Annotated in this window: 25 protein-coding genes; 10 read left to right on the top strand and 15 right to left on the bottom strand. The window is 46.5% G+C overall.

Annotated elements, in window-relative coordinates; all coding sequences use genetic code 11:
• Positions 1–275: 275 nt before the first annotated feature.
• A complete protein-coding gene (locus VNM22_02770) occupies positions 276–1253 on the top strand; it encodes a DUF1565 domain-containing protein (GenBank protein HWP46063.1) in 978 nt (325 codons plus the stop codon).
• A gap of 243 nt (positions 1254–1496) precedes the next feature.
• Here the strand turns inward: VNM22_02770 and VNM22_02765 are convergent, their stop codons facing one another.
• From VNM22_02765 to VNM22_02700, 14 genes are all read right to left on the bottom strand, one after another.
• A complete protein-coding gene (locus VNM22_02765; GenBank protein HWP46062.1) occupies positions 1497–2135 on the bottom strand; it encodes a DedA family protein in 639 nt (212 codons plus the stop codon).
• Between the two features lie 267 nt (positions 2136–2402).
• Positions 2403–3380 (bottom strand): ABC transporter permease, encoded by a 978-nt coding sequence (locus tag VNM22_02760; GenBank protein HWP46061.1) that lies wholly within the window; start codon positions 3378–3380, stop codon positions 2403–2405.
• The gene (locus VNM22_02755; GenBank protein HWP46060.1) at positions 3377–4345 is read right to left on the bottom strand and encodes an ABC transporter permease; all 969 of its coding nucleotides are present in this window, start codon (positions 4343–4345) and stop codon (positions 3377–3379) included. The genes VNM22_02760 and VNM22_02755 overlap by 4 nt, the downstream gene beginning before the upstream one ends.
• Before the next feature lie 2 nt (positions 4346–4347).
• Positions 4348–5976: a peptide ABC transporter substrate-binding protein gene (locus tag VNM22_02750; protein ID HWP46059.1), complete on the bottom strand. Its 1629-nt coding sequence runs from the start codon at positions 5974–5976 to the stop codon at positions 4348–4350.
• A gap of 3 nt (positions 5977–5979) precedes the next feature.
• Positions 5980–7407 (bottom strand): 23S rRNA (uracil(1939)-C(5))-methyltransferase RlmD, encoded by a 1428-nt coding sequence (gene rlmD, locus VNM22_02745; protein HWP46058.1) that lies wholly within the window; start codon positions 7405–7407, stop codon positions 5980–5982.
• A gap of 69 nt (positions 7408–7476) precedes the next feature.
• Positions 7477–8085: an ATP-dependent Clp endopeptidase proteolytic subunit ClpP gene (gene clpP / locus VNM22_02740; GenBank protein HWP46057.1), complete on the bottom strand. Its 609-nt coding sequence runs from the start codon at positions 8083–8085 to the stop codon at positions 7477–7479.
• Between the two features lie 557 nt (positions 8086–8642).
• Positions 8643–9209, bottom strand: a complete 567-nt coding sequence (locus tag VNM22_02735) for a response regulator (protein HWP46056.1) — start codon at positions 9207–9209, stop codon at positions 8643–8645.
• A gap of 91 nt (positions 9210–9300) precedes the next feature.
• Positions 9301–9612: a hypothetical protein gene (locus tag VNM22_02730; GenBank protein HWP46055.1), complete on the bottom strand. Its 312-nt coding sequence runs from the start codon at positions 9610–9612 to the stop codon at positions 9301–9303.
• 804 nt (positions 9613–10416) lie between these two features.
• Positions 10417–10965 carry a peroxiredoxin gene (locus VNM22_02725; protein HWP46054.1) on the bottom strand — a complete coding sequence of 183 codons (549 nt, stop codon included), beginning with the start codon at positions 10963–10965 and terminating at the stop codon, positions 10417–10419.
• Positions 10966–11168: 203 nt separating this feature from the next.
• Positions 11169–12176, bottom strand: a complete 1008-nt coding sequence (locus tag VNM22_02720; GenBank protein ID HWP46053.1) for a peptidylprolyl isomerase — start codon at positions 12174–12176, stop codon at positions 11169–11171.
• A 260-nt stretch (positions 12177–12436) separates the two neighbouring features.
• Positions 12437–13414, bottom strand: a complete 978-nt coding sequence (locus VNM22_02715; GenBank protein ID HWP46052.1) for a threonine/serine dehydratase — start codon at positions 13412–13414, stop codon at positions 12437–12439.
• Between the two features lie 82 nt (positions 13415–13496).
• Positions 13497–14483, bottom strand: coding sequence for a YncE family protein (locus VNM22_02710; GenBank protein ID HWP46051.1), 987 nt, complete (start codon positions 14481–14483; stop codon positions 13497–13499).
• A 143-nt stretch (positions 14484–14626) separates the two neighbouring features.
• Entirely contained in the window at positions 14627–16420 is a 1794-nt protein-coding gene (gene ftsH, locus VNM22_02705; GenBank protein HWP46050.1) for an ATP-dependent zinc metalloprotease FtsH, read from the bottom strand.
• A 93-nt stretch (positions 16421–16513) separates the two neighbouring features.
• Positions 16514–17407 (bottom strand): M28 family peptidase, encoded by an 894-nt coding sequence (locus tag VNM22_02700; protein ID HWP46049.1) that lies wholly within the window; start codon positions 17405–17407, stop codon positions 16514–16516.
• A gap of 127 nt (positions 17408–17534) precedes the next feature.
• On the opposite strand from VNM22_02700, the gene VNM22_02695 reads away from it, so the two are divergent.
• The 9 genes from VNM22_02695 (at position 17535) to VNM22_02655 (ending at position 25385) form a co-directional block, all read left to right on the top strand.
• A complete protein-coding gene (locus VNM22_02695; protein ID HWP46048.1) occupies positions 17535–17705 on the top strand; it encodes a hypothetical protein in 171 nt (56 codons plus the stop codon).
• Positions 17706–17971: 266 nt separating this feature from the next.
• Complete coding sequence (locus VNM22_02690) at positions 17972–19456, top strand: Glu/Leu/Phe/Val dehydrogenase (GenBank protein HWP46047.1); 1485 nt, start codon at positions 17972–17974, stop codon at positions 19454–19456.
• A gap of 46 nt (positions 19457–19502) precedes the next feature.
• Positions 19503–20669, top strand: a complete 1167-nt coding sequence (locus VNM22_02685) for a mandelate racemase/muconate lactonizing enzyme family protein (protein HWP46046.1) — start codon at positions 19503–19505, stop codon at positions 20667–20669.
• A 213-nt stretch (positions 20670–20882) separates the two neighbouring features.
• A complete protein-coding gene (gene otnK, locus VNM22_02680) occupies positions 20883–22148 on the top strand; it encodes a 3-oxo-tetronate kinase (protein HWP46045.1) in 1266 nt (421 codons plus the stop codon).
• Positions 22145–22780: a 3-oxo-tetronate 4-phosphate decarboxylase gene (otnC, locus tag VNM22_02675; protein ID HWP46044.1), complete on the top strand. Its 636-nt coding sequence runs from the start codon at positions 22145–22147 to the stop codon at positions 22778–22780. Before otnK ends, otnC begins: the two co-directional genes overlap by 4 nt.
• Positions 22781–22903: 123 nt before the next feature.
• Positions 22904–23701, top strand: a complete 798-nt coding sequence (gene otnI / locus VNM22_02670) for a 2-oxo-tetronate isomerase (protein ID HWP46043.1) — start codon at positions 22904–22906, stop codon at positions 23699–23701.
• A gap of 282 nt (positions 23702–23983) precedes the next feature.
• Complete coding sequence (locus VNM22_02665) at positions 23984–24445, top strand: YbhB/YbcL family Raf kinase inhibitor-like protein (protein HWP46042.1); 462 nt, start codon at positions 23984–23986, stop codon at positions 24443–24445.
• On the top strand, positions 24442–24741 hold the full coding sequence (locus tag VNM22_02660; GenBank protein ID HWP46041.1) for a hypothetical protein: 300 nt from the start codon (positions 24442–24444) through the stop codon (positions 24739–24741). The genes VNM22_02665 and VNM22_02660 overlap by 4 nt, the downstream gene beginning before the upstream one ends.
• A 59-nt stretch (positions 24742–24800) precedes the next feature.
• Positions 24801–25385 carry a helix-turn-helix domain-containing protein gene (locus tag VNM22_02655; protein HWP46040.1) on the top strand — a complete coding sequence of 195 codons (585 nt, stop codon included), beginning with the start codon at positions 24801–24803 and terminating at the stop codon, positions 25383–25385.
• A gap of 582 nt (positions 25386–25967) precedes the next feature.
• Here the strand turns inward: VNM22_02655 and VNM22_02650 are convergent.
• The gene (locus VNM22_02650; GenBank protein HWP46039.1) at positions 25968–26573 is read right to left on the bottom strand and encodes a YceI family protein; all 606 of its coding nucleotides are present in this window, start codon (positions 26571–26573) and stop codon (positions 25968–25970) included.
• Positions 26574–26652: the final 79 nt, after the last annotated feature.

Here is a 26652-nt window from a genome sequence, read left to right as displayed (position 1 = left end):
CTACAGAGGGGGAACTGGGGGGCTAGGGGGGAATGGGGGTGAGGGGAGCTGGGGAGTGAAAGCAGCCCTATGAGGCCAAAATCAAGTAAACAGTGTACGACTTTCCTCAAAGATTTTATTTATTATAGCGGTCCTTGCTGGGTTGTCAAGAAAAAGGGAACTTCCACAACTTTGCGATTGACAAATGTCCTTTTTTTGGCTATAATTTTGTCGCTTTCAATCTCTTTTCGTAGATAGATTTTACAAAAGTTAATTGGGTATCAGAAGGGGCTTGTTTGAGGCTTCGACAAACGGTCCGGGTACCCGCTGATCCCATGGGAGAGGTAGGCATGTTCTTTAGGTGGCGTTCAGGTTATGTGCTTTTATTCGGTTTCTTATTATTTTCCTTAACGGGCTGTGATCATGCCCCCCTTATTATAGAACCTGGAACCGGAAAGACCATCCATGTAAATCCGGTTTCCGGGGATGATATTGCCGGAGATGGGTCTCCAGAGAAACCTTACCGAACTCTTGAAAAGGCCATCGACGCGGCACCGAATGGAAGTACGGTTCTGGCAGCCAGGGGAACCTATCACGTCGTGAGTCGCCCTTCTATTTTTTTAAAATCGGGCATTATTCTCCAGGGTGAGGATAAAAATGCAACGATTCTCGATGCAGGAGTCCCTTTAGCTGTGGCTGGAGCCAACAACAGTACCATCACCGGATTTACGATCCAGGGAGCCACAACCGGGGTAAGTTGCCTGGGTTCTTCGGTTACCATCACCGATAACAATATCCAAACACCCAACGGAATTGATTGTGATGGCAATTCTACGGCTACCATCAGTAACAATACCATCACAGGAAGTGGAGGAAACGGCATTACAGTCCGCCAGAGTGCCAAACCCAAGATTACAGGGAATACCATCACCGGCAAAAATACCGGAATTTTATGTCAGGATAATTCCTCGCCGACCCTCAGTGGAAATACCATTACCAATAACACCCAAGATGGGGTACGCATCGAGGGAAATGCCAACGCCGACCTGGGAGGAGGTTCAGGAGGAAGCTCGGGAGGTAATGTTCTTCAGGGAAACATTACCTTTGATCTTCGGAATACCACCCCTAACCCCATTCAAGCCAGGAATAATACCTGGGATCACACGACCCCTCAAGATATTGACAGATTTGATATTTATGATGACGAAGAAGGAGCCGCCCTGGGAATTCCCGGCATAAGCTTCGGAGCCGTAGCTTTTGAACCCTTTAAATAGTACCTTTAGTACCTTGCGGGCCTTCAAGCAGGCCGACCCTCCCTTCCCCTCGCTGGCGGGGGAAGAGGGGGAGAGGGTTAGGGTGGACTGCTCCATTTCTGAATCCCTCGACGTAAGTCGAGGGCTACCCCATTGTTCACTCCTGACGGAGCTTTGCAGCTTAACCCGGCGCATATGGGGTGCGGGGGTAAGGGAAAGCAGAACACTTATTTAGATTTAACCGGACAGGATTTCCCTCAACGACTACTGGTGGCTACTTACTTGCTGGCGCTGACGCCAGACCTCAATGAGACCAGGCAGAATTGAGATGAAAATAATAGCCAGAATAACCAGGGTAAAGTTCTTTTGGACGATGGGAATATTACCGAAGAAGTAGCCTGCAAAAACACAAATGAAAACCCAGGCAACTCCGCCTATCACGTTGTAGCTGATAAATCGCCCGTAATTCATCTTTCCAATCCCCGCCACAAAGGGAGCAAAGGTTCTGATAATTGGAACGAATCTTGCTAAAATGATCGTTTTCGCTCCGTACTTTTCATAAAACCGCTCGGTCCGATGTAAATACTCTTGATTTAAAAAACGACCGAAGACCTTGGGGCCTAGAAAGTTTCCTATCCAGTAGTTTACCGTATCACCGGCTATTGCAGCAATGCTGAGGAGAATCAATAAGGAGGAAAGTTGAAGGGACCCGCTGGCTGCAAAGGTTCCTGCAGCAAAAAGCAGGGAATCTCCGGGAAGGATGGGAGTTACAACCAGACCGGTTTCACAAAAAACGATGAGGTAAAGGAGTAAATAAGTTAAGATACCATATTCTTGAATAACGGTATTTAAGTGTACATCCAGATGCAAGAAAATATCGATGAAGTGTTTAATCAATTCCATAATTTCTCCTTATAAAAAGGGTACGACCGACTAATACCCATTCTGATGGAATAGGTTGCCTCCTATTCAGTCCCTCTGAAGGGGTTACATCTTGGGGAGGGGCGACTCTGCGTGGCCCTTACGTAAGCAGTCGCTTCCTTCTCTCCCCACAGGCAGAGGGGGTTAGGGTGGAGTGATTCCTACTCTACATCCCATTTCCATACCGATTTGGTATAAAGTAATTTCCATTAAGGAAGAATATGTTGGAGTTAACCCGAGCTTGTCAAGTTAATTATAGTTTATTTTTTTACGCCCCTGGACGAAGTGGGGATCCAATGCATCCCGGAGTCCATCCCCGAGAAAGTTAATACTTACCACGGTAAGCAGGATAAATAAACCCGGGAAAAGAGCCAGCATAGGGGCTTTCCGCAGATAATCTTGGGCATTGTTCAGCATATTCCCCCAACTGGGAACAGGGGGTTGAATTCCAAGCCCCAGGAAGCTGAGGGCAGATTCATAGAGAATATTGCCTCCTACGGCCAGAGTTGCAGAGACGATGATGGGGGCCATACAGTTGGGGATTAAATAAACGAAGATAATTCGGCCGGTGGACATTCCCAGGGCCTGAGCTGCCGTTACAAAGTCCCGCTCTTTAAGGGAGAGTACAGAGCCACGAACGAGCCGGGCCACCCCCATCCAACTGAAAATCACCACAATGCAGATGATATTGAGCACGCTGACATCGATCCCCAGGGGGAGAGCTTTTAAATTTAAATGCTTGGGAAGGTCTACAGCCGCCAGGATAATCATCAAAGGAAGCGTGGGGAGGGAGATCATGGTATCGGTAAAGCGCATAAGTAACGTATCCAGCCACCCTCCGTAATAACCGGCCACGGCTCCGATCAGGGTTCCAATGATCGTGGCCGTCAGGGCTGCTGTAATTCCCACCATTAAAGAAACCCTTCCGCCATACAGAATACGCGTAAACACATCCCGACCTAACTCGTCGGTTCCAAAGGGATGCTTCAAAGAAATAGGCTTGAAACTGGCCGAGAGATCTACCTGACTCATTTCGTAATGGGTCACGTATTTCGAGAAGAGGGGTGCAGAAAAGGAGAGGGTAAGAAGAATCAAAAGAATCAGCCAGCTTACAAAGGCAAGCCGATGGGTTTTAAATCGATCCCAGGTCCGGTTGGTCTGCTTCCTTACCTTGATGAACCCGGAAAGTCGCTTTCTTTGGGAAAGATGGTATCGGATATTTCTCATGTACTCTCCTTCAAAACCCGAATTCGGGGATCAACAATGGCATACAGGATATCGGCCAGAAAGTTAAAAATCAAGGTCAGAAATCCCAAGGATAAAAAACAGAGCATGGCTACATAATAGTCACTTCCCATGACGGAATCGTAGAGAAGTCGCCCCATTCCGGGCCAGGCAAAAATCGTCTCTGTGATAAGGGCTCCGCTAAAAAGACCCGGGATGGAAAGGGCGAGAATGGTAACGGTTGGAATCAGGGCATTTCTAAAGGCATGATAAAAAATTATTTTTTTCTCTGAAACCCCCTTGGCCCGGGCTGTTCGTATATAGTCCTCGTGGAGCACTTCTAACATGCTGGATCGGATATAACGGCTCCAACCACTGATACTCTCGATGCTGAGAACAACAGTAGGAAGAATCAGATACTTAAGCTGATCCAGCCAGGAGTCTATCCCGATGGTGAACATGCCTCCGGCCGGAAACCATTGAAGCTGAACGGAAAAGAATAGGATCGCCAGGATTCCTGACCAGAAAGTCGGCACCGAAATGCCGAGAAAAGCCATGAGATTTGCAAAATAATCAAAGGTAGAGTATTGTTGGATGGCAGAATAAACTCCGATGGGAATTGCAATTATTAAACTCAACAGGAAGGATAAAGTCATGAGCTTGAGGGTGTTCCAGATACGGATTTTCAAAATCTCCGAAGTGGGTTTTTTATACGTACGGGAGAACCCCAGGTCTCCCTCCAGGGTGACCTGTTTCAACCATTTGAAGTAGCGGATGTAAATGGGCTGATCCAACCCATAAACTTTTTTCAACCGCTGGATATCTTCCGGTTTAACCTTCGGATTGGAGGTAATAAGTAACTCCACAGGATCCCCGGGCATCAGGCCGAGCAGGTAATAGGTTCCCAGCGAGAGGAGGAATAAGACAATGACCATCTGGATCAGACGGTGAAGAAGATAGGTAAACACAGTTATTTAGCAAAATACCATTGCTCGGCATTCCAGGTGACCGGGGTATCGGTACCCGTCACGAGCCAGTTATGGAGATCTTTTCGGGTTGCAGAAACGTCCATACGGAAATAAAGGGGAAGAGAAGGTAATTCCTCGGCCCATATTTGCTGTTCTTGAGCCAGAAGGGCCTTCCGTTCCTTTTCATCCAAAGTTTTAGGAACCAGGTTATCAATCCGATCTATTTCCGGATGACGAAATCCACCCTGGTTTTGCCCCTGCCAGTTATTTTCAGGAGAAGGAATATTTTTAATCGTCCAAAGGGATTCTCCATCCGAGGTAGGGCCTATAATCCAGGCATACATGGCCAGGTGGGGGAATTTGCGATATCGTAACGTATCACCGAAGAAAACTTTGGCCGGCTGATTCTTGATTTCCAGATCGATTCCGGCCTTTTTCCAGTCGGCCTGAAGAATTTCCTCAACCCGTTCCCGGATCTTATTCCCTGCCGTGGTCATGATGATCAGGCTGAGCTTCTCTCCTTTTTCGTTGACACGAATTCCATCCGGCCCCTCTTTCCATCCGGCCTCTTCAAGTAATTTTCGGGCTTTCTCTAGATCATAGGGATATTTCTTCACATCGGCGTAATATCCGTAATGCCGAGGGGGGAGCCAGCTATGGGCTACTTCTTGCTTCCCTTCAAAAAGAGTCTGGACCATTTTCTCTCGATCCACTGCATATAACAAAGCCTGGCGAACCCTCTTATCTTTGAAAATGGGATGGTCATGGTTCATGTCGATGTGCTCCCAGACTAACCCTTGAACGAAGATGACCTTAAAGTCATTCCCTTTTCGTTTCTGAAAATCTAAAGCCTGGTCAAAGGAAAGGCCGGTAGGAGAGACAGCATCAATGGTTCGAGATTCCAAATTGGCCAGGAGGGTATTGGTGTCGGGAATGATTCGGTAGATAATCTTGTTAAACTTCGAGGACTCCCCAAAGAAGTTAGGATTTTTCTCCAGAATCAGGAAATTCCCGGGTTCCCATTGGGTTACTTTAAAAGGTCCGTTCCCCATCGGCTTGGTATTAAAAAAGGATTCATGGTACTTGGTAGGATCCTTCTGGTAAACAGGTTCCAGAATATGTTTGGGAAGCAGGGCATGCCCCTCATTGGCATAGGCATAAAGCTCTTTCCAGGTAACAACCAGGGTTAAAGGGTCTGGAGCTTCCATTTTCTCGATCCGGCGGTCTAAATCTCTGGAAATGACCGGAACCCGATCATCCATAATAACCTGATGGGCAAAGATAAAATCCTCTGCCGTTACAGGCTGTCCGTCTTCCCACTTGACCCCTTCTTTGAGATGCCAGGTGGTTCTCATTTTATCTCCAGGCAGCCGCTCCCAGGAACCCGTGGTTAGGGAAGGAATATCCCTGGCAATCTCGGGGAGGAGTTCCCATTTATCATTCCGGGTCGTTAACCCGCGAAAAACGGCTCCTAAAATCTCACTGGATGCGGCCATTTCTCCAAACAGAGGATCCAGGCTGTCCGGCTCCTGGGAAATTCCAACCGTAATCTGATTATCGGTTCCAGACTGTCCAGATTGGCCACAACCTGTAGAAGATAAAAGGATCAGGAGAAGGAAAAAGAAGATCAATTTTTAAGGATCCGTTATCCGTTGGGGGTTATCCGTTGAAGGTTGTAAGGAACGGCTTGCAACGGGCGACAGACAACGGACAAGGGATACAATAGTTTCAATATGAAACGTATGCGGAAACATATCGATGGGCTGGATTTGAGAAATTTTATAACCAGCTTCACAGATATCTTTTAAATCCCGTGCCAGCGTGGTCGGATTACAAGAAACGTAGATGATTTGGGAAGGTCCTTTGGTTATCATTGCCTGAATAACCTTTCTGTTTAATCCATCCCGGGGGGGATCCACCACGATCAAATCCGGATAAAAGGGGAGGGTACGAAGGACTTTCTTGACTTCCCCACAGTAGAAAAAAACGTTCTCAATTCGGTTTTTCTGGGCATTGAGTCGCGCATTTTCAACAGCCATGGGATTGATTTCTATCCCATGGACTTCCTTGACCCGAGGAGCCAGGTGAAGCGCAATGGCTCCCGTACCGCAGTATAGATCCAGAACCACAGAGCCCTCATGCACCTCGGCCATATTCAGCACGAAACGGTATAGCCTTTCGGCCTGTCGGGTATTGGTTTGAAAAAAGCTGTTGGCCGAGATTTCAAATTCAAGGCCGTTAACAATTTCACGTATAGTGGGTCGCCCCCATAGAACTTTCTCCTCCTCGCCCTGGCTGGTTTCACCGATACGCCGATTTACATTTAAAACCATGGAGGTGATTTCAGGAACTTGAGAGGTGAGGACTTGAACCAGCTCAGGGAGCTGAGGGAAATTTTCGCCCGAAGTAACCAGGTTTACCATGATCTCTCCGGTATTTTTTCCTTCCCGGATAACTAAATGCCGCAGGAGACCCTGGTGGGTTTTACTGGAATAGGCCGTCAATCCATGCCTTCTGGCAAATTCTTTACAAAGGTTCAGGATCTTATTGCTGGTTGGAGATTGGAGCCAGCAGGTTTCGATATCCACCAATTGATCCCAATAACCGGAGCGATGCTGGCCCAAAATCAATTGACCCTGTTCATCATAGCCAAAGGTATATTCCATTTTGTTACGATAATACCAGGGCTCTGGAGACATTCCGACCATGGGGTTTATAGAAAAATCGGTTAACTTCCCGATACGAACTAGGGCATCCTGAACCTGTTTTTGCTTAAATTTCAACTGCTCCGGATAGTAAAGATCCTGCCAGGTACATCCTCCACACGGCCCAAAGTGTTTACAACGCGCCTGGACCCGAAAAGGAGAGGGGTGAAGTATCTCAAGGACCTTCCCTTCTACAAAACGACCTTTACATCGGGTAATCTGTACCCGAACCTCTTCCCCGGGAAGGCCCCCTTTCACAAAGACAACCAGATTATCTTCCGTTCTGGCAACACTTTCTCCTCCAAAAGCCAGATCGGTGATCGTTAAGGTTAGCAGGTCTCCCTTTTTAAGCTTCAATTTTTTTGCCCGTTTTCCGTTGTTTGCTACCACCAGCTTTTAACAACGGACTACAGACTCAGAACATCTTTACTTCCGTTCGATCATTTTATCAATGATTCCATATTCGATAGCCTGCTCCGGGGACATGAAGTAATCTCGCTCGGTGTCAGCCCGGATTTTGTCCAGAGACTGTCCAGTGTGGCGGTAGAGAATCTCGTTGAGGGCTTCCCGAATCCGAAGGATTTCCCGGGCTTGAATGGCAATATCCGAAGCCTGCCCCTCAAACCCTCCAGAGGGTTGATGGAGCATAATCCTCGCATGGGGAAGAGCAAATCGTTTCCCTTTAGTCCCGGCAGCCAGGAGGACAGCCCCCATACTTGCCGCCTGACCTACACAGATGGTGGAAACATCCGGTTTGATATATTGCATGGCATCATAAATGGCTAAACCGGAAGTAACCCACCCTCCAGGACTGTTAATGTAAAGATGGATGTCCTTATCCGGATCCTCGGCTTCTAAAAAAAGCATCTGGGCAATAATAACATTGGCAATATTATCGTCTATGGGAGTTCCTAAGAAAATGATTCGATCTTTTAATAATCGTGAATAAATATCGTAGGTTCGCTCACCTCGTCCGGTTTCTTCAACCACCCAGGGAATAACAACCTGATTTTGAACAGGATATATGGTGGACATTTTCTATCTCCTTTTCCTCAACCCGGCAAAGAAAACTTTGCCAGATTAAGAGATATCCCAAAAGAAAAGTGTCGTAAGATGCTATTTCATTATCGGGTTAAACCCTCGCTCTGTCAAGGGTGGAAACACTAAAACAGCCAGGGATGAATTCTTTAGAAAGGAACAAAAAATGCTTCCCCCTCAGGGGTACTTTAGAAAATTAATTTAGCCGGGTGAAAGGAGGGGATCCGATGGGAAAATTTTTATTATAAATAATTTACCGGCTAGTACATTGTTTATTTAGTTTTGTTTAACGTTTAAGTGGTCCTTCACCCCCGGCCCCTCTCCCCTCACCCCCTGTCCCCCCAGTAGGGGCGGGAGGCCTCCCGCCCCTACAGAGGGGGAACTGGGGGCTAGGGGAGCTGGGGAGTGAAAGCAGTCCTATGAGGTCAAAATTAAGGTAACAGTGTACTGGCAGCAGCCCAAAACAAATAAAGTCGCTACTATACCCTGTAGGGTCTGTATCATAGCAGCGACTTTAATTGTTTTTAGCTGTAAAGGGTTTTTATCGAAACAGCTTAATTAAGAGACGGCTCAAAAATCCTGTTGGTTACATGAAGAACCTGATTGATGTCGTCCAGAGGCTTTTCCAGATAGCTGGTCACTCCCAGGTTAAGGGCTTCAATGGCATTTTCTTTCGAAGGATAACCGGTTATAACCACCGTTTTAATATCTTTATGGAGATCCTTTGCCTTTTTAATGAGCTCTAAACCATCCATACCGGGCATTTTAATATCGACAAACATCAAATGATAAGTAGATTTTTGGAGGAGGTCTAAAGCCTGACTGCCACTGCTGGCCGTATCGACTCGATACTCACCAGATTTGGAAAGGGCTTTCTGAATGACATCTCGAACTTCTTCTTCATCATCCACTACGAGAATTCTTTTTTTGGGTCTGAGATCCTGTTTGGGTAGATTTTGCTGGTTTTCCAACCATTCATCGATTTGCTCTTTACGGAATCTCCATTGACCACTTACTTTAATAGCCGGAATGCGGTTTTCTTTAATCAGTCTATATAAGGTCCTTCTATCTAAACGTAAATAATCTTTCAAGTCATTTACAGTCATTAATTTATAAAACATAGCTACACTCCTTTTACGCAAAGTTCATTTTTCACCATCTTTACCAAGATATCATATCTTACTACTGAATCTTGGAAAAGTCAACGTGATTTCATGAACTTCCGGAATTGGATGAATCAAGTTTACAGCCAGCCAGAAGGCTTTCCCCTCTCAAAAAGCCATCTGGAGAAGAGTCCGTACCTTTTGTATCAATTTCATTTAATTTGTCAAGAAGTCTTTTTATTTCCTTCTTGTGCTTAAGCAGGCACCGGAATAATACATAAGCTTGTAAGTAAGCCAATTCAGATGATTTTTGCTCCTTCCGATTTTTTAAATTCTCTTCAAGGACGCCAATAGACAGGAGAGGTATTATGCCAGGGGTATTCCTTCCTTCCAGGAGCCGACTTTTATACCTTCTCAGCAAGGTCAGACCTTCTCCAGAAAAGTGGAGGGTTAAAGCCCCATGAAGCCAGAAAGGACCGCATCCTCGAGAAATTTTATGAACAAGTATCTGGGTTAGTTGAGGAAAGAGCGTCAAATGTAAAATGCCTTTCTTTCGCAGCATCTTAAGGGGTTGAAGAACTATAGGGGAGACCTTATAGGTAACGGCCGCCCACCCGGTTTACTCGCTGACCGGATAGAACTCGCTGTCGTACTCTGCACCTTTACTTCTATCACTTTGTTAGAGGAATAATTCAGTTTCTGGCTTAATATTTCATAGCTTTCCTCCAACACTTCAGGAAGTTGATAAAAAATCCCTCTGGGAGGATGTCCTTCCTAGTTAATGATAAAGCGGCTGCTGAATACCATTTCCGCCGCACTCATAGAAGAACAAACGTAACTCAGCAGCCAAATTATCATTTGTCACCTTAAATCCTGCAAACTTTATACCTATCGGAGGATATTTTAGGATTTTGGCCCTTTTATCCCACCGTTGAGGGAATGAGGGAAAATAGGAAAGGGGTCAGGGGAATCCTTCTGAAGACACTTGCAAGTTCGTTATTGACACATTCCAACTTCATCCCTAAGCCCTTTTCCGGTAAAAGGATAATTTTCGTCAACCAGTTCCATTTTAAGCCAGTCAGGGAAGGATGTTCCATTCTAAAACAAAACCGGGGGGCAAAGAGGAAGGGTCTTTCCTCTTTTACAAAAAAAGCCGATGTTTTTAAACATCGGCTTCTTATAAGTAAAGATCTTAATAAGGGAAACTTACAGAAATGGAGATCTTTTATTTCAAGGTATCCAACACTTTTAATACCTCTTCCACATTGGGTACTTCTGTAATCGGCCCTACATTGACGTACTGGATAATTCCATTTTTATCAACGACAAAAATGGCCCGTTCGTTGGGAATCCTGGCCGTTCCTGCAAAATCCTCATTACGGAAAATCCCGTATTTCTTAGCTACTTCATTGTTATAATCACTCAGTAGAGGATATTTTAGACCCAAAGATTCCGCCCATACCTTATGTGCAAATACGCTGTCTGCACTGATACCCAGTACCTGGGCATTTTTTTCTTCAAACCGAGATAATTCTTTCTGGAATGAAGAAACCTGCTGGGTTCAGGTGGGGGTCCAGTCCAAAACATGGAACGAAAGAACTACGTTCTTTTTTCCCTTAAAATCAGACAGGGTAATTTTATCTTTTCCATCCAGAGGCATGGAAGCTGGTAAGGTAAAGTCAGGGGCCGGATCTCCCACTTTAAGGTGGGTCTTGGTTTTAATGGGTTCTAAATTACCAGCATAGGTTACATAAGTTCCGAAGACTCCCAGCATCCCCAGGGCTATCCCCAAGGTTACAATACGCTTCGCAAAGGCTTTTGGGCTCATCATTAAGCACCTCCTTGGTTGGTTGTTTCCATTCTGTTAACAACTCTAAAAGGAAATTGTGAAAATGAGATTATGAACCAGGGTACAAAGGTATTGATAGAATGGAAGCCTTCGTTTGTCAAGAGAAAAAACCGCGCTTGCAGTCCGTCCTATTTCGGGTTTTCTACCACCTCGATTTTGGCCTTGGATTTAAGCTCTTCAATCCATTTGGTAACCTCTTCGCGAATCCGTTCTTGTTTGAGATTGGATTTGATATCTTCTTTAACTTCCGGGAAGGGAGTCACTCCGGCTTCTCGCCGATCTGTAAGCTTGATGATATGGTAGCCGAATTGGGTTTCCACGATATCGCTTATTTCTCCTGGTTTCAATTTAAAGGCGGCTTCTTCAAAGGGAGGGACCATCGCGCCGCGACCAAAGTATCCAAGATCTCCACCGGTTTCCGCAGCACCAGGCTCTTCCGAGTACTTCTTGGCCAGTTCCGTAAAATCTTTACCGGACTTTGCTTCATTTAACACCTGGTTGATTTTCTTTTTGGCTTCTTCTTTCTTTTCTGGAGGGGCATTGGGATCAACCCGAATTAAAATATGGCTGGCTTTAACCTGTTCTGGATGTTTAAATTGCTCTTCCTTGTCCTTGTAATACTCTTCGGCCTGCTGATCACTTATATCGACTTTAGAGATGATATTTTGTTGGACCAGCTTATCCACAATGAGGTTTTTGGTCACCAGAGGTTTTAATTTATCCAACTCCACATCGGTGCCTTGATTTTGAATGGCGGTAACGGCTTCGTTGACCTCTTCATCGGAAACCGTCACGTTTTCTTTTTGGGCTTCCTGGAGGAGGACTTCCTGGGTAATAAGCCGGTTGATCAAATCCTTGCGGACCTCGGCTACCCGTTCAGGAGGCACCTCCTGGCCTTGATTCCTGGCTTTGAGCCTGGATAAAACTCGATTCAAAAAGAAATCTACCTCCTCGGTAGTAATGACATGGTCGTTAACCTTGGCAGCGATTCCGGATTTGGCAGCTTCGGATTTTGGAGCTTCTGGAGGATTTTGTTGAGGTTCGGTTGTTTTTTGGGATTCCTGGGCTAAGATCATCAGCCCTCCCAGAGTAAAAACCAAGGCAAAGACTAAGCCAGCACGGATAATTCTTTGCATGAACATCTCCTTCAAAGAGTCGATCTTCAGCCCATGGAAATGAACTGACCCGTAGGGATCTTTCATGCCCTGAGCTGATACATTTAAAGACGTTAAGAAAGAATTATATAGTTTCAGAAGTAAAGCCACCAGTTTTCTCAGGAGGAAGTTCATCAGGTCCTTACCTAAAAAAGGCGGGGTAATCTGTCTGAAGCTATATAATGTTAGGGACAAACACAAAATACAGCATAGTGATTTCCTTAAAATTTGTCAAACATTTTCTACTTCAGATGTTTTATTAACAGGTTCCGTAGCCCGGAAAGGGTTATATTTCCGCCACTCATAACGAGAACCACTTTTTTCCCGACCAGGGACTCTCGAATTTTTAAGGCCGCCGCCAGCGGAGAAGCTCCGGCTCCCTCTACCAGATTGTGGGTTTTTTCTAACAGGATTAAAATGGCCCGTTCAATCTCCTCTTCACTCACCACTAAAAAATCATCCAGAAAATCCCTCAAAATTCCCAGGGGAAGTTTAAACGGGGATCGAGTTGCCAGACCTTCAAAAGAAGTCATAGAAGGACGAATCACCTCACGCCCCTCCTTCCAGGAGAGATAGACCGCGGGGGCCTGTTCAGCCTGAACTCCGATAACTCGTATCGCCGGGTTAATCGCTTTAACCACCGTACAGGCCCCCGCAGCCCCACTTCCGCCTCCAATGGGGGTAATGATCACTTCGGCATTGGGCAGGTCTTCCAGGATTTCCAGATGAATCGTTCCTACGCCAGCAATCAACAATGGCTCATCTCCGGCATGGATATATCGGTAACCCTTTTCTTGGGCGATTTGTTCGGCATAAATCCGAGAATCATCGAACTCTCTCCCATGGAAGAGGAGTTCGGCTCCCATATTTTTTATGGCTTCCATTTTATCTGGGTTGGCATTTTCAGGACACACAATGATCGCTCTCACCCCGAAAAGTTTGGAGGCATAGGCGATGGATTGCCCGTGATTTCCTGAAGAGGCTGTGATAACCCCCCGACTTCGCTCTTCCGGGCTCAACTGAGAGAGAAGATAAATACCCCCTCGAATCTTAAAAGCTCCAATAGGCTGATGATTTTCATGTTTTACATAGACTTCGGCTCCCAACAGCTGGGAGAGGGAAGCATAGTAATGGAGTGGCGTTCTTAACAGATATCGAGCTATAATTTTCTTTGCCTGCAGAACATCCTGGAGGGTTGGTCGATATAAGGACTGTCTCATAAAACGAAAGGTCAGGAGTCAGAAACCGGAAGATCTTTTTACCTTCTAACTCCGGACTCCTGATCTCTGTTTTCTCTTACCTTCATTTCACCTGAATGTGAACCATCAAAATGAGAGATTGGCCTTTGTTGGTAAAGTAAAGATCGTTCGTTTCCGGGTTAATAACCAGTTTAAGAGGGTCACGCCCTGCGGGAAAGGCGGTTAAAATCCGATTGGAAAGACTGTTAATCACCGAAATAGTCTGGCTCTTCCGGTTGGCCACATAGAGTAAGTTATTTTTTAGGTTAAGGTCCATTCCATAAGGACTTTCTTCAACGGCCAGAATCCCATCCACTTTATGAGTATCCCCGTTGATTACAGAGAGCGTGTTACTCCGGGAATTGGTAACATAAATCTTTTTAGTTAGGGGATTAACCACCAAATGGGAAGGCCTACTTTCTACGGGAATCGTTGCAATAACTTTATCGCTTTCCCCATCGATAACCGATAGGGTATCGTCTTCGGTGTTGGCCACATAAATCTGATTGGTTCGCGAGTTTATGGCAATTCCGGTCGGTTTAGAGCCGACTTTGATTTCGGTTGTAACTTGATAGGTAAGCCCATCGATCACGGAAACCTTTTCATCGTTTTGATGGGTTATGTAGATTTTATGGGTTGTTGGATTGGTCGCCATGGAGGTAGGTTTATGGGGTAATAAAAGGGCCGGCAGAATCGTATCGTTTTCTAAATGAACGACCTGAAAAAGAGGAGGCTTCAGGCTGAGAAGATAGAGAAGGTTATCTTCAGAATTAAGGACCAAAGCACTGGCCGGTTGGCGAAGAGAAATGGTACGAAGGACATTCCGGTTAGTCAAGTCCACGACAGCAATTTCCGGAATTTGACTATAAGCCACATAAAGGGTATTTGTTTTCGGGTTAAGAACAAAATCTGAAGGAACATCCTTTAAAGAAATGGTTGCATCCACAATATTTGGAATTACAAAGGGAGGAGGGGCTTTTTTTGCCGTACAGGCCTGACAGACAACTAAAACAATTTCAAGCAATAAAAAGAAGAGGGTCTTAGGTATCACCTGGGTTGTCCATTGTCCGCTGTCCGTTGTCCGTTGCGGGTTTAGGGTAACCCCTTTGGGTTTTCTCTGCCCGGTTAAATTAACTCAAGCCTTTTACCCTACCTCAGAAAACAATGGACAACAGACAATGGGCAACAGACGAATTACAAAGCGATAATGCGTTTAAACTCCTCGCCTTCCACAACCTCCTTTTCCAACAAAACTTTAGCCAGGTGCTCTAGTTTATCTCGATGGGTTTCCAGAATCTCCTTGACCCGATCATAGGTTTCATCGATAAGTCTCTTGACCTCCAGGTCTATTTCATAGGCCGTTTGCTCGCTATAGTCTTTTCCAACTCCTAATCCATTATCTAAAAATAGAGATTTTCTTTCCCGTTCAAAGGTTACGAGCCCCAACCGCTCACTCATACCAAATTCTTTGACCATTCTTCGGGCAATCTGGGTAGCCTTTTGGAGGTCGTCATGGGCCCCGGTCGAAACCTCACCGAAGATGATCTCTTCGGCTACCCGGCCTCCCAGAGCTACACAAAGCCGATCGAGGAGTTCGGATTTTGTCATTAAATAGCGATCTTCCCCGGGCAGGTACTGGGTATAGCCCAGGGCGGCAATACCCCGGGGAATAATCGAAACTTTATGAACCGGGTCAGTATGGGGAAGAAAGGCGGCCACCAAAGCATGACCAGATTCATGGTAGGCCACGATTTCCCTTTCCTTTTTACTCATAATCCGGCTTTTCTTTTCCAATCCTGCAACCACGCGATCTATGGCTTCTTCAAGTTCCGGCATACCGACCTCAGATTTATTCCGTCGAGCCCCCAACAGAGCCGCTTCATTGACTACATTGGCCAGATCTGCCCCCACAAACCCAGGGGTTCGAGAGGCTATAACGCGGAGATCCACCTCTTTTCCTAATTTTACCTGCCGGGCATGGACCTGAAGAATTTTTTCTCGACCATTGATATCCGGACGGTCTACTAAAATTTGACGATCGAATCTCCCAGGTCGTAGCAGAGCCGGATCCAAAATCTCAGGACGGTTCGTTGCAGCCATAACAATGATCCCTTTTCGGGAATCAAATCCATCCATCTCTACCAAAAGCTGGTTCAAGGTCTGTTCCCGTTCATCATGACCACCGATGGAGCTCCCACCCCGGGTCTTACCCAGGGCATCCAGTTCATCAATAAAAATAATACAGGGAGCCTTTTGCTGGGCCTGATGAAAAAGATCCCGAACCCTGGCGGCTCCTACCCCTACAAACATCTCAACAAACTCGGATCCGCTCATACTGAAAAAAGGTACTTTGGCCTCTCCGGCTACCGCCCTGGCCAATAAAGTCTTACCAGTTCCCGGTGGGCCGATCAGAAGAAACCCCTTGGGAACTCTACCTCCAAGATTTCGAAACTTTTCCGGATTTTTTAAAAAGTCAATTAGCTCTATGAGCTCTTCTTTGGCTTCTTCGACACCGGCCACGTCATCAAAGGTTACGTTCGTTTCATCTTTAGAATAAAGCTTCGCTTTCGTTTTCGCAAACGACATTATACTCCCCCCGGGTCCGACTTTTTTGAAAACAACGATCCATACAGCAAAGAGAATCAACATAGGAAGAACCCAGGAGACCAGTTCCTTGACCCAGGGGTTCTCAAACTGTCCGGCATATTCTACCTTATTCTTTTCCAACTCCCTTACAAGATCCGGATCGTCTACTTTGGCCACCACAAAAGGTTTTCCCTTCCGACCCCCTTCCTCGCTTATAACCTCGCCGTGAATGATATCGACTCCAATATAAACAGACTTAACCCGACCTTTATTCAGATACTCTTTAAATTTGCTGTAAGGGATCTGTTCGGCACTTTGGGAGTTAACAAAACCATGAACGATGGCAAGAAGAAGAAAAACTCCCAATAAATACCAAACAGAAAAATGAATTCGTTTACGCATACGCCATTCCTCCCCAGATTAACCCAATTAACCGATAAGCTATATAACAGGCTTTTTGTTTAACCGTCAAGGAAAAACCACGGAGATTCCCCTTTACTCTCCGTATATCAAATGAATCAGAACATCTCCAACAACCTTTAAACTTCGGGGACTACATTTGTCCGGGGTATCGTCCAAGGTATGCCAGTAAGGATAATCCAGATCAATCAAATCTACGGAAGGAATTCCCGCCAGAAAATTTAAAGACCAGTGATCATCAAAAATGAAAGTCCCCGGTTCTTTGCGGAATTCCTTGTATCCGAGCTTTTCTGCGATACCCCAGATCTTATCTACTAAACCGGGTGCCCGATCCAGTGACAATTTCTCTTTGTAAATATCCAGGTTCTGATCCCCGATCATGTCCAACACAATTCCATAATCTGTTTTATAAGAACCGATATGACGAGCAAAGTATTTAGATCCCAAAAGCCAGTTGTTGTTCATCTCTTCTCCCGGTCTATAAGTCTTCCCAAGATCTTCTCCATCGAAGAAAACTACAATGACCCGTCTGTCCGGCTGCTGTTGCGCAAAGAGTCTGGCCATTTCAAGGAGTACGGCAACACCCGAAGCCCCATCATTAGCTCCGGGAATGGGTTTCCTGTGATTATCGGGATTCGGATCTTGATCGGCCCAGGGACGTGTATCCCAGTGCGCAGCCAGAATATAACTGGATTTCTGTGGGGACGGCTTATCCGGGCCAAAAATACCTATAATATTTGTTAAGGTGTAGTGGATTTCTCCTTCTTTAAAGCTAAAATCCTGGAACTCGACCCGGGGAGTATAGGACTTGAGCTGGGTGATCAGATAATTCCTGGTGAGTTCATGTCCTCGGGAGCCTGGATTTCGAGGTCCAAAACGAACCTGTTGCTCCAGGTGTTGAAAGGCTTTAGTTTCATTAAACTGGGGAAATCGGGAATAAACTTGACAAGACCCAACTGCCCAGTTCATACTTAAATAAAACAGGAGGTAAAGCCGGAAATTTAAAAGGAATGGTAAGGAAAGATGTCTTAACTTCTCAGGAACCATTTTTAATTAATCGGTGGAATCGACTCTCCCGCAACGGTAGAGGAAAGTTATGTGGAGAAATATTTTCATGGTGATAGCTTTTATCTTAGGGCTGGCCCTGGCCGTTTATGGTTACTTTTTTGCTATTAAATTTACTAAATATAAACCTTATCCACGTTTACCTAAAACACAAAAAGAAGAAAATTTAGAAAAGTCGAAGGATTTAGACTCCCCTATATAGGGGTTACATAGATTTTCAAAGGACCATGAAAGTATGGGGGTAGGAGAGTGTGGGGGTATGGGAGTGTAGGGATATATTCCTCTACACTTCCATACTTCCATACTCCTATACTCCCACACTTCCATGGTCCTTCTTCAATCTATCTATAATCCATAAAGGATGGTTTTTCTATTTTTATTTGCGAGTAGTTTTCTGCAAATTTTATTCCCGGTTTTAAATGAAACATAAAGTTAAAATTGCCTGTACAGGCTAAGGAGGAAAATGGCATGGGGGAGGTACAATCTTTCTATCACAGCGTTCGATACAGAGTTCGTAAGGCCGGTGAGATATTAGGAATTGACAAAGTCCTTCTCAGTAAAATAGAGACCCCGGTAAGGGTGGGAGAGTTAACCATCCCTGTGGAATTGGGAGATCGAGTTCTGGTCAATTTAACCGGTTATGTGGTCCACCATAGTGAGCACAAGAAACCCATGCGGGGAGGTATCCGATTGCACAAAGGGGTTACCTTAGATGTGGTTAAAGGCCTGGCCTCCGATATGACCTGGAAGCTGGCCGCCGCGGATATTCCCCACGGCGGAGCCAAGACAGGGGTTGTGGTAGATTGGGAAGATGATTGGTATAAGTCTCTGTCACCCAAGGAAAAAAATGTCGTTGAAGAAAACCTGATTCGAAGGCTGGCCGGAGAGATGCACCGGGCGGGCCTTATAGGAACCGGAGTTTATAGTTGTGCTCCTGATGTGGGATTCAAGCAAAAATACGCAGACATTTTCTTCGATGAGTATGATATGCGGCTGAATCCAACCAGCCGGGAGAACAAGGCCATTATAACCAGTAAGTCTGTGGTGAACGGAGGAATCGATGGTCGGGTCGAGGCGACCGGGTATGGCGTGGTCATGATGATTAAAGCAGCTTTGGAAGATAGGAGAATTCCAACCATTCAACGTCGAACCCTGGACGGTTTGACCCTGGCCATTCAAGGATTTGGCAATGTTGGCTCCTGGGTTGCAGATATGGCAGATCGAGAAGGGGCCAGGATTATAGCCGTAGGAGATGAAAGGGGAACTATCCTGAACGAAAAAGGAATAGATATTCCCCTGTTGAGGAAGCATGTGGCCGAAACGGGAACTGTGGTAGGATTCTCGGGTGCGAAGTTTTATGGAGATTCTCAAGCAGTACTGGGAGTCCCGTGTGATATCCTTGTTCCGGCCGCTCTGGAAAATCAGATCACTCTGGAAAATTACCACATGATCCGGGCAAAGGCCATTTTTGAAGGAGCCAATGGACCCATCACCCCCGAAGCAGATGAAAGGTTAATCAAAGAAGGTATTTATATCTCACCCGATATTATTACCAACATCGGGGGAGCCTTTGTATCTTACCTGGAAATCGATAAAGCCATTAACAATACCCGGTTTGGGGGCTCTTATACTGCGGAAGGACTAACGGCCCATGTATTGAGGGAACACCGAAAACGTATCCTGCAACACCCCCGGGTTCAAGAAATGTCCCGACAAAGGGGATACGATGTGGAGAGATTTATAAACGAACTGGCCATCATTTCAGAGGTTATGGACAAGGTCATTGATGAACGAACCGTTATCATGACGGCCCTGGAAAGGAAGATGCGAGAAGTCCATTATCAAATCACCGACTACATGTATCAGAAAAAGTTACCGGATCTCAGGACAGCCGCCCATGTGTGTGCATTGGAGAAAGTAGCCAAATGTTATGAGACCCGGGGAATTACTTAACAATCTTGGGGAAGTGTAGCAACGTATAGTTTGAAAGGAGAGGATCGTGAAAATTACCGATGTAAAAGCTACCTGGCTGCGTTATCCGATTCCTGAAGACAGGCAACACGTCAGTGATTTCGGTCGTGTTGCTACTTTTGATATGACCCTGGTGGAAATCGTAACCGATACCGGGATTAGCGGTTACGGGGAGGCCAAAGCTCAAGTTGGAAGTAGCAGTGACCATCATGCCCTCGTGGCTATGATCACCCAGGAACTGAAACCGATACTGATCGGACGTGATCCTCGCCAGATCAGTGCAATTTGGGAAGAACTCTATAATGGGGTTCGAGGGCACTATGCCCTTACCCGTGGAAGGGGCTTTCCGGTGCTGGATCGCCGGGGGATTCGAATCTCCGCCATCAGTGGGATTGATATGGCTTTGTGGGATATTCTGGGAAAATCACTGGGTGTGCCCGTTTATCAATTATTGGGCGGTAAATGTCGGGATAGCTTACCCGCCTACGCCAGTGGCGGTTGGGCCGATGTGAAAGGAATCGGAGCCCAGTTACAGGGTTACATCGATCGGGGTGGCTTTCGTGCTGTGAAAATGCGGGTAGGGGTCATGGACGGAGACGTAGCGACGTCTGCAGCCCGGGTTCAGGCGGCCCGGGAGGCTTTAGGTCCGCATATCGGAATCATGGTGGACGCCCACGGTACCTTTAGTGTCCGGGAAGCCCAACGTTTCGCCCGTAAGGTCGAAAATTGCGATCTGACCTGGTTCGAGGAACCGGTGAATGCCGATAATAAGGCAGGTCTGGCTGAGGTACGGGCCAGTACCGATATCCCCATTGCCAGCGGTGAAAGTGAAGCCACCCGTTTTGACTTCCGGGATCTCATAACGTCCGGCGCAGTAGACATCTTACAACCGGATCTGGCCATCATGGGAGGAATTACAGAAGCCGTTCGGGTCGCTGCACTGGCCAGTACCTTTCAGCTTACCATAGCTCCCCATTTATGGGGTTCGGCACTCCTCTTTGCGGCAGGTTTGCAACTGGCTGCAGCAACCCCCCATTGTACCATTCTGGAATATTCCCTGGGCTTTAATCCCATGCTCCACGAACTGGCTGTGGATCCTCCCGTTGTCCAAGATGGATTTATCCGGATTCCCGATAAGCCCGGACTTGGAGTGACCTTGAATCCAGATTTTGTACAGCGTTATCGGATTCTGTGAGGGTCCAGGGAGCCTTTTTAAGGATTCTCACAGAGAGGAACCCTGAAAAGATCAGAAGTGGGGATAAATCGATCCATTTATAAATATCACCTCCTTTTTCCCTTGACGAAGCAATCTTTCCAGGATACCTTGCTTTTCAGATTTACTAAATGTCTTTATAAAGGACCTTCTTCCATAAAGTTAGAAGAACTCTGGGTGAAGGAGTCATAGATTATGGGTATTCTACTTGGTTGTATTGCAGACGATTTTACCGGAGCAACGGATTTGGCAGGGATGCTGGTCGAAGCAGGGATGAGGACGGTTATGACCATTGAGGTACCTACTTCCGGCGTCTCTATAGATACCGATGCCCTTGTCATTGCTTTGAAGTCTCGGACGATTCCGGCTCAAGACGCAGTGAATCAATCTCTGTCGGCTTTGCACTGGCTTCAGGAAGCAGGTTGTCGACAGTATTTTTTCAAATACTGCTCAACCTTCGATTCTACCGATCAGGGAAATATCGGTCCGGTGACCGATGCGCTGTTAGACGCCCTGGGCTCGAACTTTACCATAGCCTGTCCGGCTTTTCCTAAAAACAAGCGGACCCTCTATAAAGGGCATCTGTTTGTAGGAGATGTCCTCTTAAATGAAAGTGGAATGCAACACCATCCCCTTACGCCCATGACCGATGCCAATCTGGTCCGGGTGCTGGGTCGGCAGGCGAAACATCGGGTAGGTTTGGTCCCCTACGATATTGTTAAACAGGGAGAGCAGGCAATTCGACAGGCCTTTACCTCCCTGGCAGAAGAAGGGTATCGCTATGCCATCGTGGATGCTTTAGAGGATTCCCATCTTATGGCGATAGGTCATGCCTGTGCAGACATGCCGCTGGTTACAGGAGGTTCCGGAATCTCCATGGGATTGCCGGATAACTTTCGCCGTAAAGGTTTGTTGAAGGCCGAGATACAGGCCGATAAATTGCCCACCATTGAAGGTAAATCCGTTGTGCTATCCGGGAGCTGCTCCCCGGCTACCCAGGAACAGGTTGCCATCATGCAACAAAAGTATCCTTCTTTTAAACTCGATCCCCTACGCCTTGCGGAGGGGCCCGAGCAGATCAACGAAGTCATGGTATGGGCAACTCCTCTGCTGGAAAAGGGGCCCGTGTTGATTTATGCAACCAGTAAACCCGGGGAAGTTAAAGCCGTGCAGAACAAACTGGGAGTCGAAAGGGCAAGTCAGGTTATTGAAAATGCCTTTGCCGAAATCGCCAGGCATCTGGTCGAGGTAGGTGTACGAAAATTTATTGTGGCCGGAGGTGAAACCTCCGGTGCGGTGGTTCGTGCGCTAAACGTTTCGGCTTTACGGATTGGACCTCAGATAGCACCGGGAGTACCCTGGACGACGAGTTTGAATGATAAACCCTTTGCTTTAGCCCTTAAATCTGGTAACTTCGGGTCGAAAAACTTTTTCCAGGAAGCGTTGGATAGTCAGCCATGAATGAAAACCGATTAAGAGAACAGATCTGTCTATTCGGTCAATCTCTTTTTGACCGGGGTTTAACGGCAGGAAGTTCCGGAAATATCAGCGCAAAAGTAGACGATGGCTGGTTGTTAACCCCTACCAATTCCTGTCTGGGACGATTAGATCCTGCCCGCATCTCTAAATTGAACTGGGAAGGTAAGCTCCTCAGTGGCGATCCCCCTTCCAAGGAAGCCTTTCTCCATCTGGCCATGTACCAGGAACGAAAAACCTGTGGGGGAATCGTTCATCTGCATTCCACTTTTGCCGTGGCCGTGTCCTGTTTACCCCATGTGAATCCCGATAATGTACTTCCCCCTCTGACAGCCTATTATATCATGCGTGTCGGTACCTTACCGTTGATTCCCTATTATCGTCCCGGTGATCCAAAACTCGGCGATGCCGTACGCGCTCTGGCCGGCAAACATTCTGCCGTACTTCTGGCCAATCATGGCCCCGTCGTCGCCGGAACATCCCTGGAAGCAGCCGTATATGCCACCGAAGAACTCGAAGAAACAGCCAAACTTTATCTGCTTCTCTATGGACGTCATCCACGTTGTTTAACAGAAGATCAGGTTGAAGAATTGAACCGGATTTTTCCAAGATCTTAAAGAGATTGTTTAGTTAGCAGGGCACAAAAACAAAAAGAATCCTGAGGGACATGAAAAGTATTATCCCGTGGGATGATCCTTGTGGGTCCTGGGTGTTTTGTGTCCTTGCGGGCGGGTATTTAAATGCCAAAATTTGCAGCGAATTTGGGGTTTTTGTTTCCCGAAGTTGAGTTTTTGGACCGTTTTGAAGCGGCAGCCAATGCCGGATTTCAAGCTGTCGAATTCCCGTTTCCTTACACTTATCCGGCCCATGAAATCGCCCAAAGACTTCATCGAGCCGGATTACAGCAGGTTTTATTTAATCTTCCACCCGGTAATCTAGAAGCAGGAGATCGAGGTTTGGCCTGTATTCCGGGTCGTGAAGCCGAATTTGAAGCCGGTGTCGATACCGCTTTGGCCTATGCCCGGGTTTTACAGTGCCCAAGACTCCACGCAATGGCAGGCTTGATCCCCCCACATGCCGATCCTCAAGTTTATGAGGCTACATATATCCGTAATATTAAAATTGCGGCCCGGAAAGCGGCCAGATACAATGTCATGATTCTCATCGAGCCCATAAACACCTACGATGTACCGGGCTACTTTTTAAATCGACAAGACCAGGCCCAACGGCTGTTGAAACGCATTAACGAACCCAATGTGGCCATCCAACTAGACCTGTATCATTGTCAGATTATGGAAGGAAATCTGTCCGCCCATCTTCAAGAAATGCAGGGCCAGTATGCCCACATTCAGATTGCCGGGGTGCCAGGAAGGCATGAACCCAACATCGGTGAAATCAATTATCCTTATTTGTTCGACCTCCTAGATCGAATAGGCTATAAAGGATGGATAGGTTGTGAGTACCATCCCAGGGGTAAAACAACTGAGGGACTCGATTGGGCTTTGGCTTATGGAATTAAGCCTAAACTGAATACCTGAGGAATAATAAAGTTTTACCCCATCGGGTAATTCGGATCGGATTCTTTTTTACAGAGAGGAAAAGGTATGAATCCAGAGTAATGCCCCCCATGCCGATACCGGGAGGTGGTACCCTGGACTTCAGCAAAGATGGCGCACCAATCGAGAAGTTTACTCAATCAAGATAGGAAAAGATGGTTAAGCAAGGAAGTTATTCTTTGGGTAATTGGCATTCTTTGTTTCTTCAACTACCCGGCCGAGGGTGCAAAAAGCGCCCAGCAGAAAGAGAAAGGAGAAGTGGTTATGAGTTTTGAGCTTAGAAGCGTTGCCTTTGAAGAGGGTGGAAATATTCCTAAGGAATATACCTGTGATGGAGCCAATATATCCCCTCCCTTAGGTTGGGGAGATCCTCCAGAACAAACCAAGAGTTTTGCCCTTCTCGTTGAAGATCCTGACGCTCCAGGCAAGACATGGGTTCATTGGATTATTTTTAACTTACCTCCAGACGTCCGACAGTTGTCGGATAATATTCCAAAGCAGAAGACCCTGGCAGGAAACCAGAGACAGGGTACCAACGATTTTGGTAAAATCGGATATGGAGGCCCATGTCCACCAAAAGGGGCCCCACATCGCTACTTCTTCAGGCTTTATGCCCTGGACAAGATGCTGGATCTTAAGCCCGGAGCCACCAAATCCGAACTTCTCAAGGCTATGGAAGGCCATATTCTTGCTAAAGCCGAGTTAATGGGTCGTTACCAGCGATGAGATGCGCTAATAATCATACCTTTAACTATCCTGCCTATGATCGGGAGTCAGATTCTTTAATCTGCCCTGTTTGCTGTGTGGTGGTTGAAGTGACTGAACTCTCTGGGGATGCCTGGACCGATGTAACTGGCGGCGAAATCCCCCTCGAAGAAGAGGTGAAAGATTTACAAGAACTCGTCAAAATCCTTACCTTACGGATCGAGCGTTTGGAGAAACAAGTGGGTATCTTCCAGAGTTCCGTCGAAAGGACCTTGTTTCGGAGAATCCAGGCGTTCTTTTCAAAAATTTTCAGGTAGGCTTATTTTTTCCTTGACTTTCGCCTTTTATTTTCCTAGCATGGCAGCGAGGTGATGATATGAAACGTAAAAATCGCATGAATCGCTGGAACGATCCGGGGACCTCCATTAAAACCGCGTTTTCTTTCCTGCTTTATTTTGTGATTATCCTTATTTGTCTCGTTTTAGGGATAGCGATTGTCGAAGCTATTCCGGCTCTGGGACGATCCGGGGTCCTGGCCATTTATTATCTTATCGCGGGGCTTGGAGTTTTATTGGCGATGGTTTTTATTTTTTCTCTGGCTCGTTATGCCTCCGGAATTACCCGTTCCAGTATTGAGACCTACCAGAGGGAGTTGGAAGCCTATTCTACCCGGAATATCGAGATGGGTTTTATAGACTACGAAGCGCTCGAAGAGGGGGAGACCGATGGGGCGGAGGGGGCTTTGAAGGATGGGGATGAAACGCCGAGAATGCTGGGAGATGCACGATCCCAGGTCCCTCAGGTTATGACCGTTGCACAGGCCAGTGCTTATCTACAAGTTACCCCGGCGGTTATCCGGAGAATGATCAAAGAAGGATCTCTCAATGCTCAAAAGGTAGGAAGGGAATGGCGTATTCTGAAATCAGAATTGGACAACTACCTGGCCGAAGAAGGTTCTTGAGAAGAATCGGAAAGCTTCTAACAAAGGGAAAATCTCGGCCTGGCTGGAGGACAGATCTGCTAACAGGTTCTTCTTTCCTTCACCCTCGATCCCCATAGGCGCCAGGATAAGAGTAAGGTCCATGAGGAGGGTCTCCTTAATGTCAAACGAGACGTTATACGGGCGCAAGGCCTTGCGCCCCTACCTTAGTTTGCAGGGGAAGGAACTTTGAAGCGAAATCCCCTCCCCTGGGAAACGGGGGAGGGACCGGGTGGGGGTGCCTTAACCTGGCGCGTATGCCCCCGATCTCTCTCCCCGCAGGCGGGGAGGGAGATTGGTAGATCTCCAGGCCAACTTCCCAGGCCCTATCCTGGTGCTATGGGATAGGGGGAGGCTTCGCTTCAAGTCTGATCCTTAACTGGATGCATAGGGGGAATAACCCCTTTCCCATCGGGTTCCTTCCTTTTCACCAATCTCTAGTCCCTTCTATTTGAGGGTGGGGGCATTAAATGAAGGGTAAATTCTTAAAGACCCTCTACCCGGCATCTCTAGCTGGCTACCAGAACCTGTCACATTTCATTCAAGACTCATCCTATCCAGGTGCTATTTTTTCTCCTCCTTGGCATGGACTCCTTCTACACTCAGATTAATAACTATCTCATCGGATACAACCAGTCCTCCACCATCTAACTTATCGTTAAAGGAAACATGGTAATCTTGCCGGTTGATCGTTAAAGGCCCTGCTTCAATTCCAATACGGTTATTACCCATAGGATCTTTCACAGGACCGGCCAGGGTGAAGGGAAAAGAAACTGTTTTGGTTACGTCTTTTATCGTTAAATCCCCCGTAACCAGGTAATGGCTATTCTGCTTCTCGATTTTCTTACTTTTGAAGATGATTTCGGGGTACTTTTCTACTTCCAGGAATCGTCCACTTCGTAAATCTGCATCCCGCTTTTCATTATTGGTATTGATGCTGGCTGTTTTAATGACCGCGGTTACCGAGGACCGGGTAATATCCTGGGGGTCATATAAAATAGTTCCGGAGAAGTCTGTAAAATTGCCTTTAACGTTGGTGATTACAAAGTGCTTGGCCGTAAAACCTATGTAAGTGTGTGCTTTATCAAACTCATACTTATCGGCACCAAAGGCCATTGTTAGGGAACCTAAGATCCCTAAGAAAGTAAAAACGATATGTCGGTAGTGCATAAGACCTCCTTGTCCTAGAGAAAATAAGGGTATAATAGCCAGTTAGTTACCTGTTTTGAGAGATTAACCGCTGGATATA

The sequence above is a fragment of the Candidatus Limnocylindrales bacterium genome (assembly GCA_035559535.1).
Classification (GTDB): Bacteria; Moduliflexota; Moduliflexia; order Moduliflexales; family JAUQPW01; genus JAUQPW01.
Note: the sequence above shows the minus strand (reverse complement) of the source record. Positions and strands in the feature narration are given on the sequence as shown.

Bases quoted from the DNA above. Each gene is read 5' to 3' on its own strand.
- VNM22_02765 (HWP46062.1), bottom strand. From the start codon at position 2,135: ATGGAATTGATTAAACACTTCATCGATATTTTCTTGCATCTGGATGTA.
- VNM22_02760 (HWP46061.1), bottom strand. From the start codon at position 3,380: ATGAGAAATATCCGATACCATCTTTCCCAAAGAAAGCGACTTTCCGGG.
- clpP (HWP46057.1), bottom strand. From the start codon at position 8,085: ATGTCCACCATATATCCTGTTCAAAATCAGGTTGTTATTCCCTGGGTG.
- VNM22_02735 (HWP46056.1), bottom strand. From the start codon at position 9,209: ATGTTTTATAAATTAATGACTGTAAATGACTTGAAAGATTATTTACGT.
- VNM22_02720 (HWP46053.1), bottom strand. From the start codon at position 12,176: ATGCAAAGAATTATCCGTGCTGGCTTAGTCTTTGCCTTGGTTTTTACT.
- VNM22_02715 (HWP46052.1), bottom strand. From the start codon at position 13,414: ATGAGACAGTCCTTATATCGACCAACCCTCCAGGATGTTCTGCAGGCA.
- ftsH (HWP46050.1), bottom strand. From the start codon at position 16,420: ATGCGTAAACGAATTCATTTTTCTGTTTGGTATTTATTGGGAGTTTTT.
- VNM22_02700 (HWP46049.1), bottom strand. From the start codon at position 17,407: ATGAACTGGGCAGTTGGGTCTTGTCAAGTTTATTCCCGATTTCCCCAG.
- VNM22_02695 (HWP46048.1), top strand. From the start codon at position 17,535: ATGTGGAGAAATATTTTCATGGTGATAGCTTTTATCTTAGGGCTGGCC.
- VNM22_02690 (HWP46047.1), top strand. From the start codon at position 17,972: ATGGGGGAGGTACAATCTTTCTATCACAGCGTTCGATACAGAGTTCGT.
- otnK (HWP46045.1), top strand. From the start codon at position 20,883: ATGGGTATTCTACTTGGTTGTATTGCAGACGATTTTACCGGAGCAACG.
- otnC (HWP46044.1), top strand. From the start codon at position 22,145: ATGAATGAAAACCGATTAAGAGAACAGATCTGTCTATTCGGTCAATCT.
- otnI (HWP46043.1), top strand. From the start codon at position 22,904: ATGCCAAAATTTGCAGCGAATTTGGGGTTTTTGTTTCCCGAAGTTGAG.
- VNM22_02665 (HWP46042.1), top strand. From the start codon at position 23,984: ATGAGTTTTGAGCTTAGAAGCGTTGCCTTTGAAGAGGGTGGAAATATT.
- VNM22_02660 (HWP46041.1), top strand. From the start codon at position 24,442: ATGAGATGCGCTAATAATCATACCTTTAACTATCCTGCCTATGATCGG.
- VNM22_02655 (HWP46040.1), top strand. From the start codon at position 24,801: ATGAAACGTAAAAATCGCATGAATCGCTGGAACGATCCGGGGACCTCC.
- VNM22_02650 (HWP46039.1), bottom strand. From the start codon at position 26,573: ATGCACTACCGACATATCGTTTTTACTTTCTTAGGGATCTTAGGTTCC.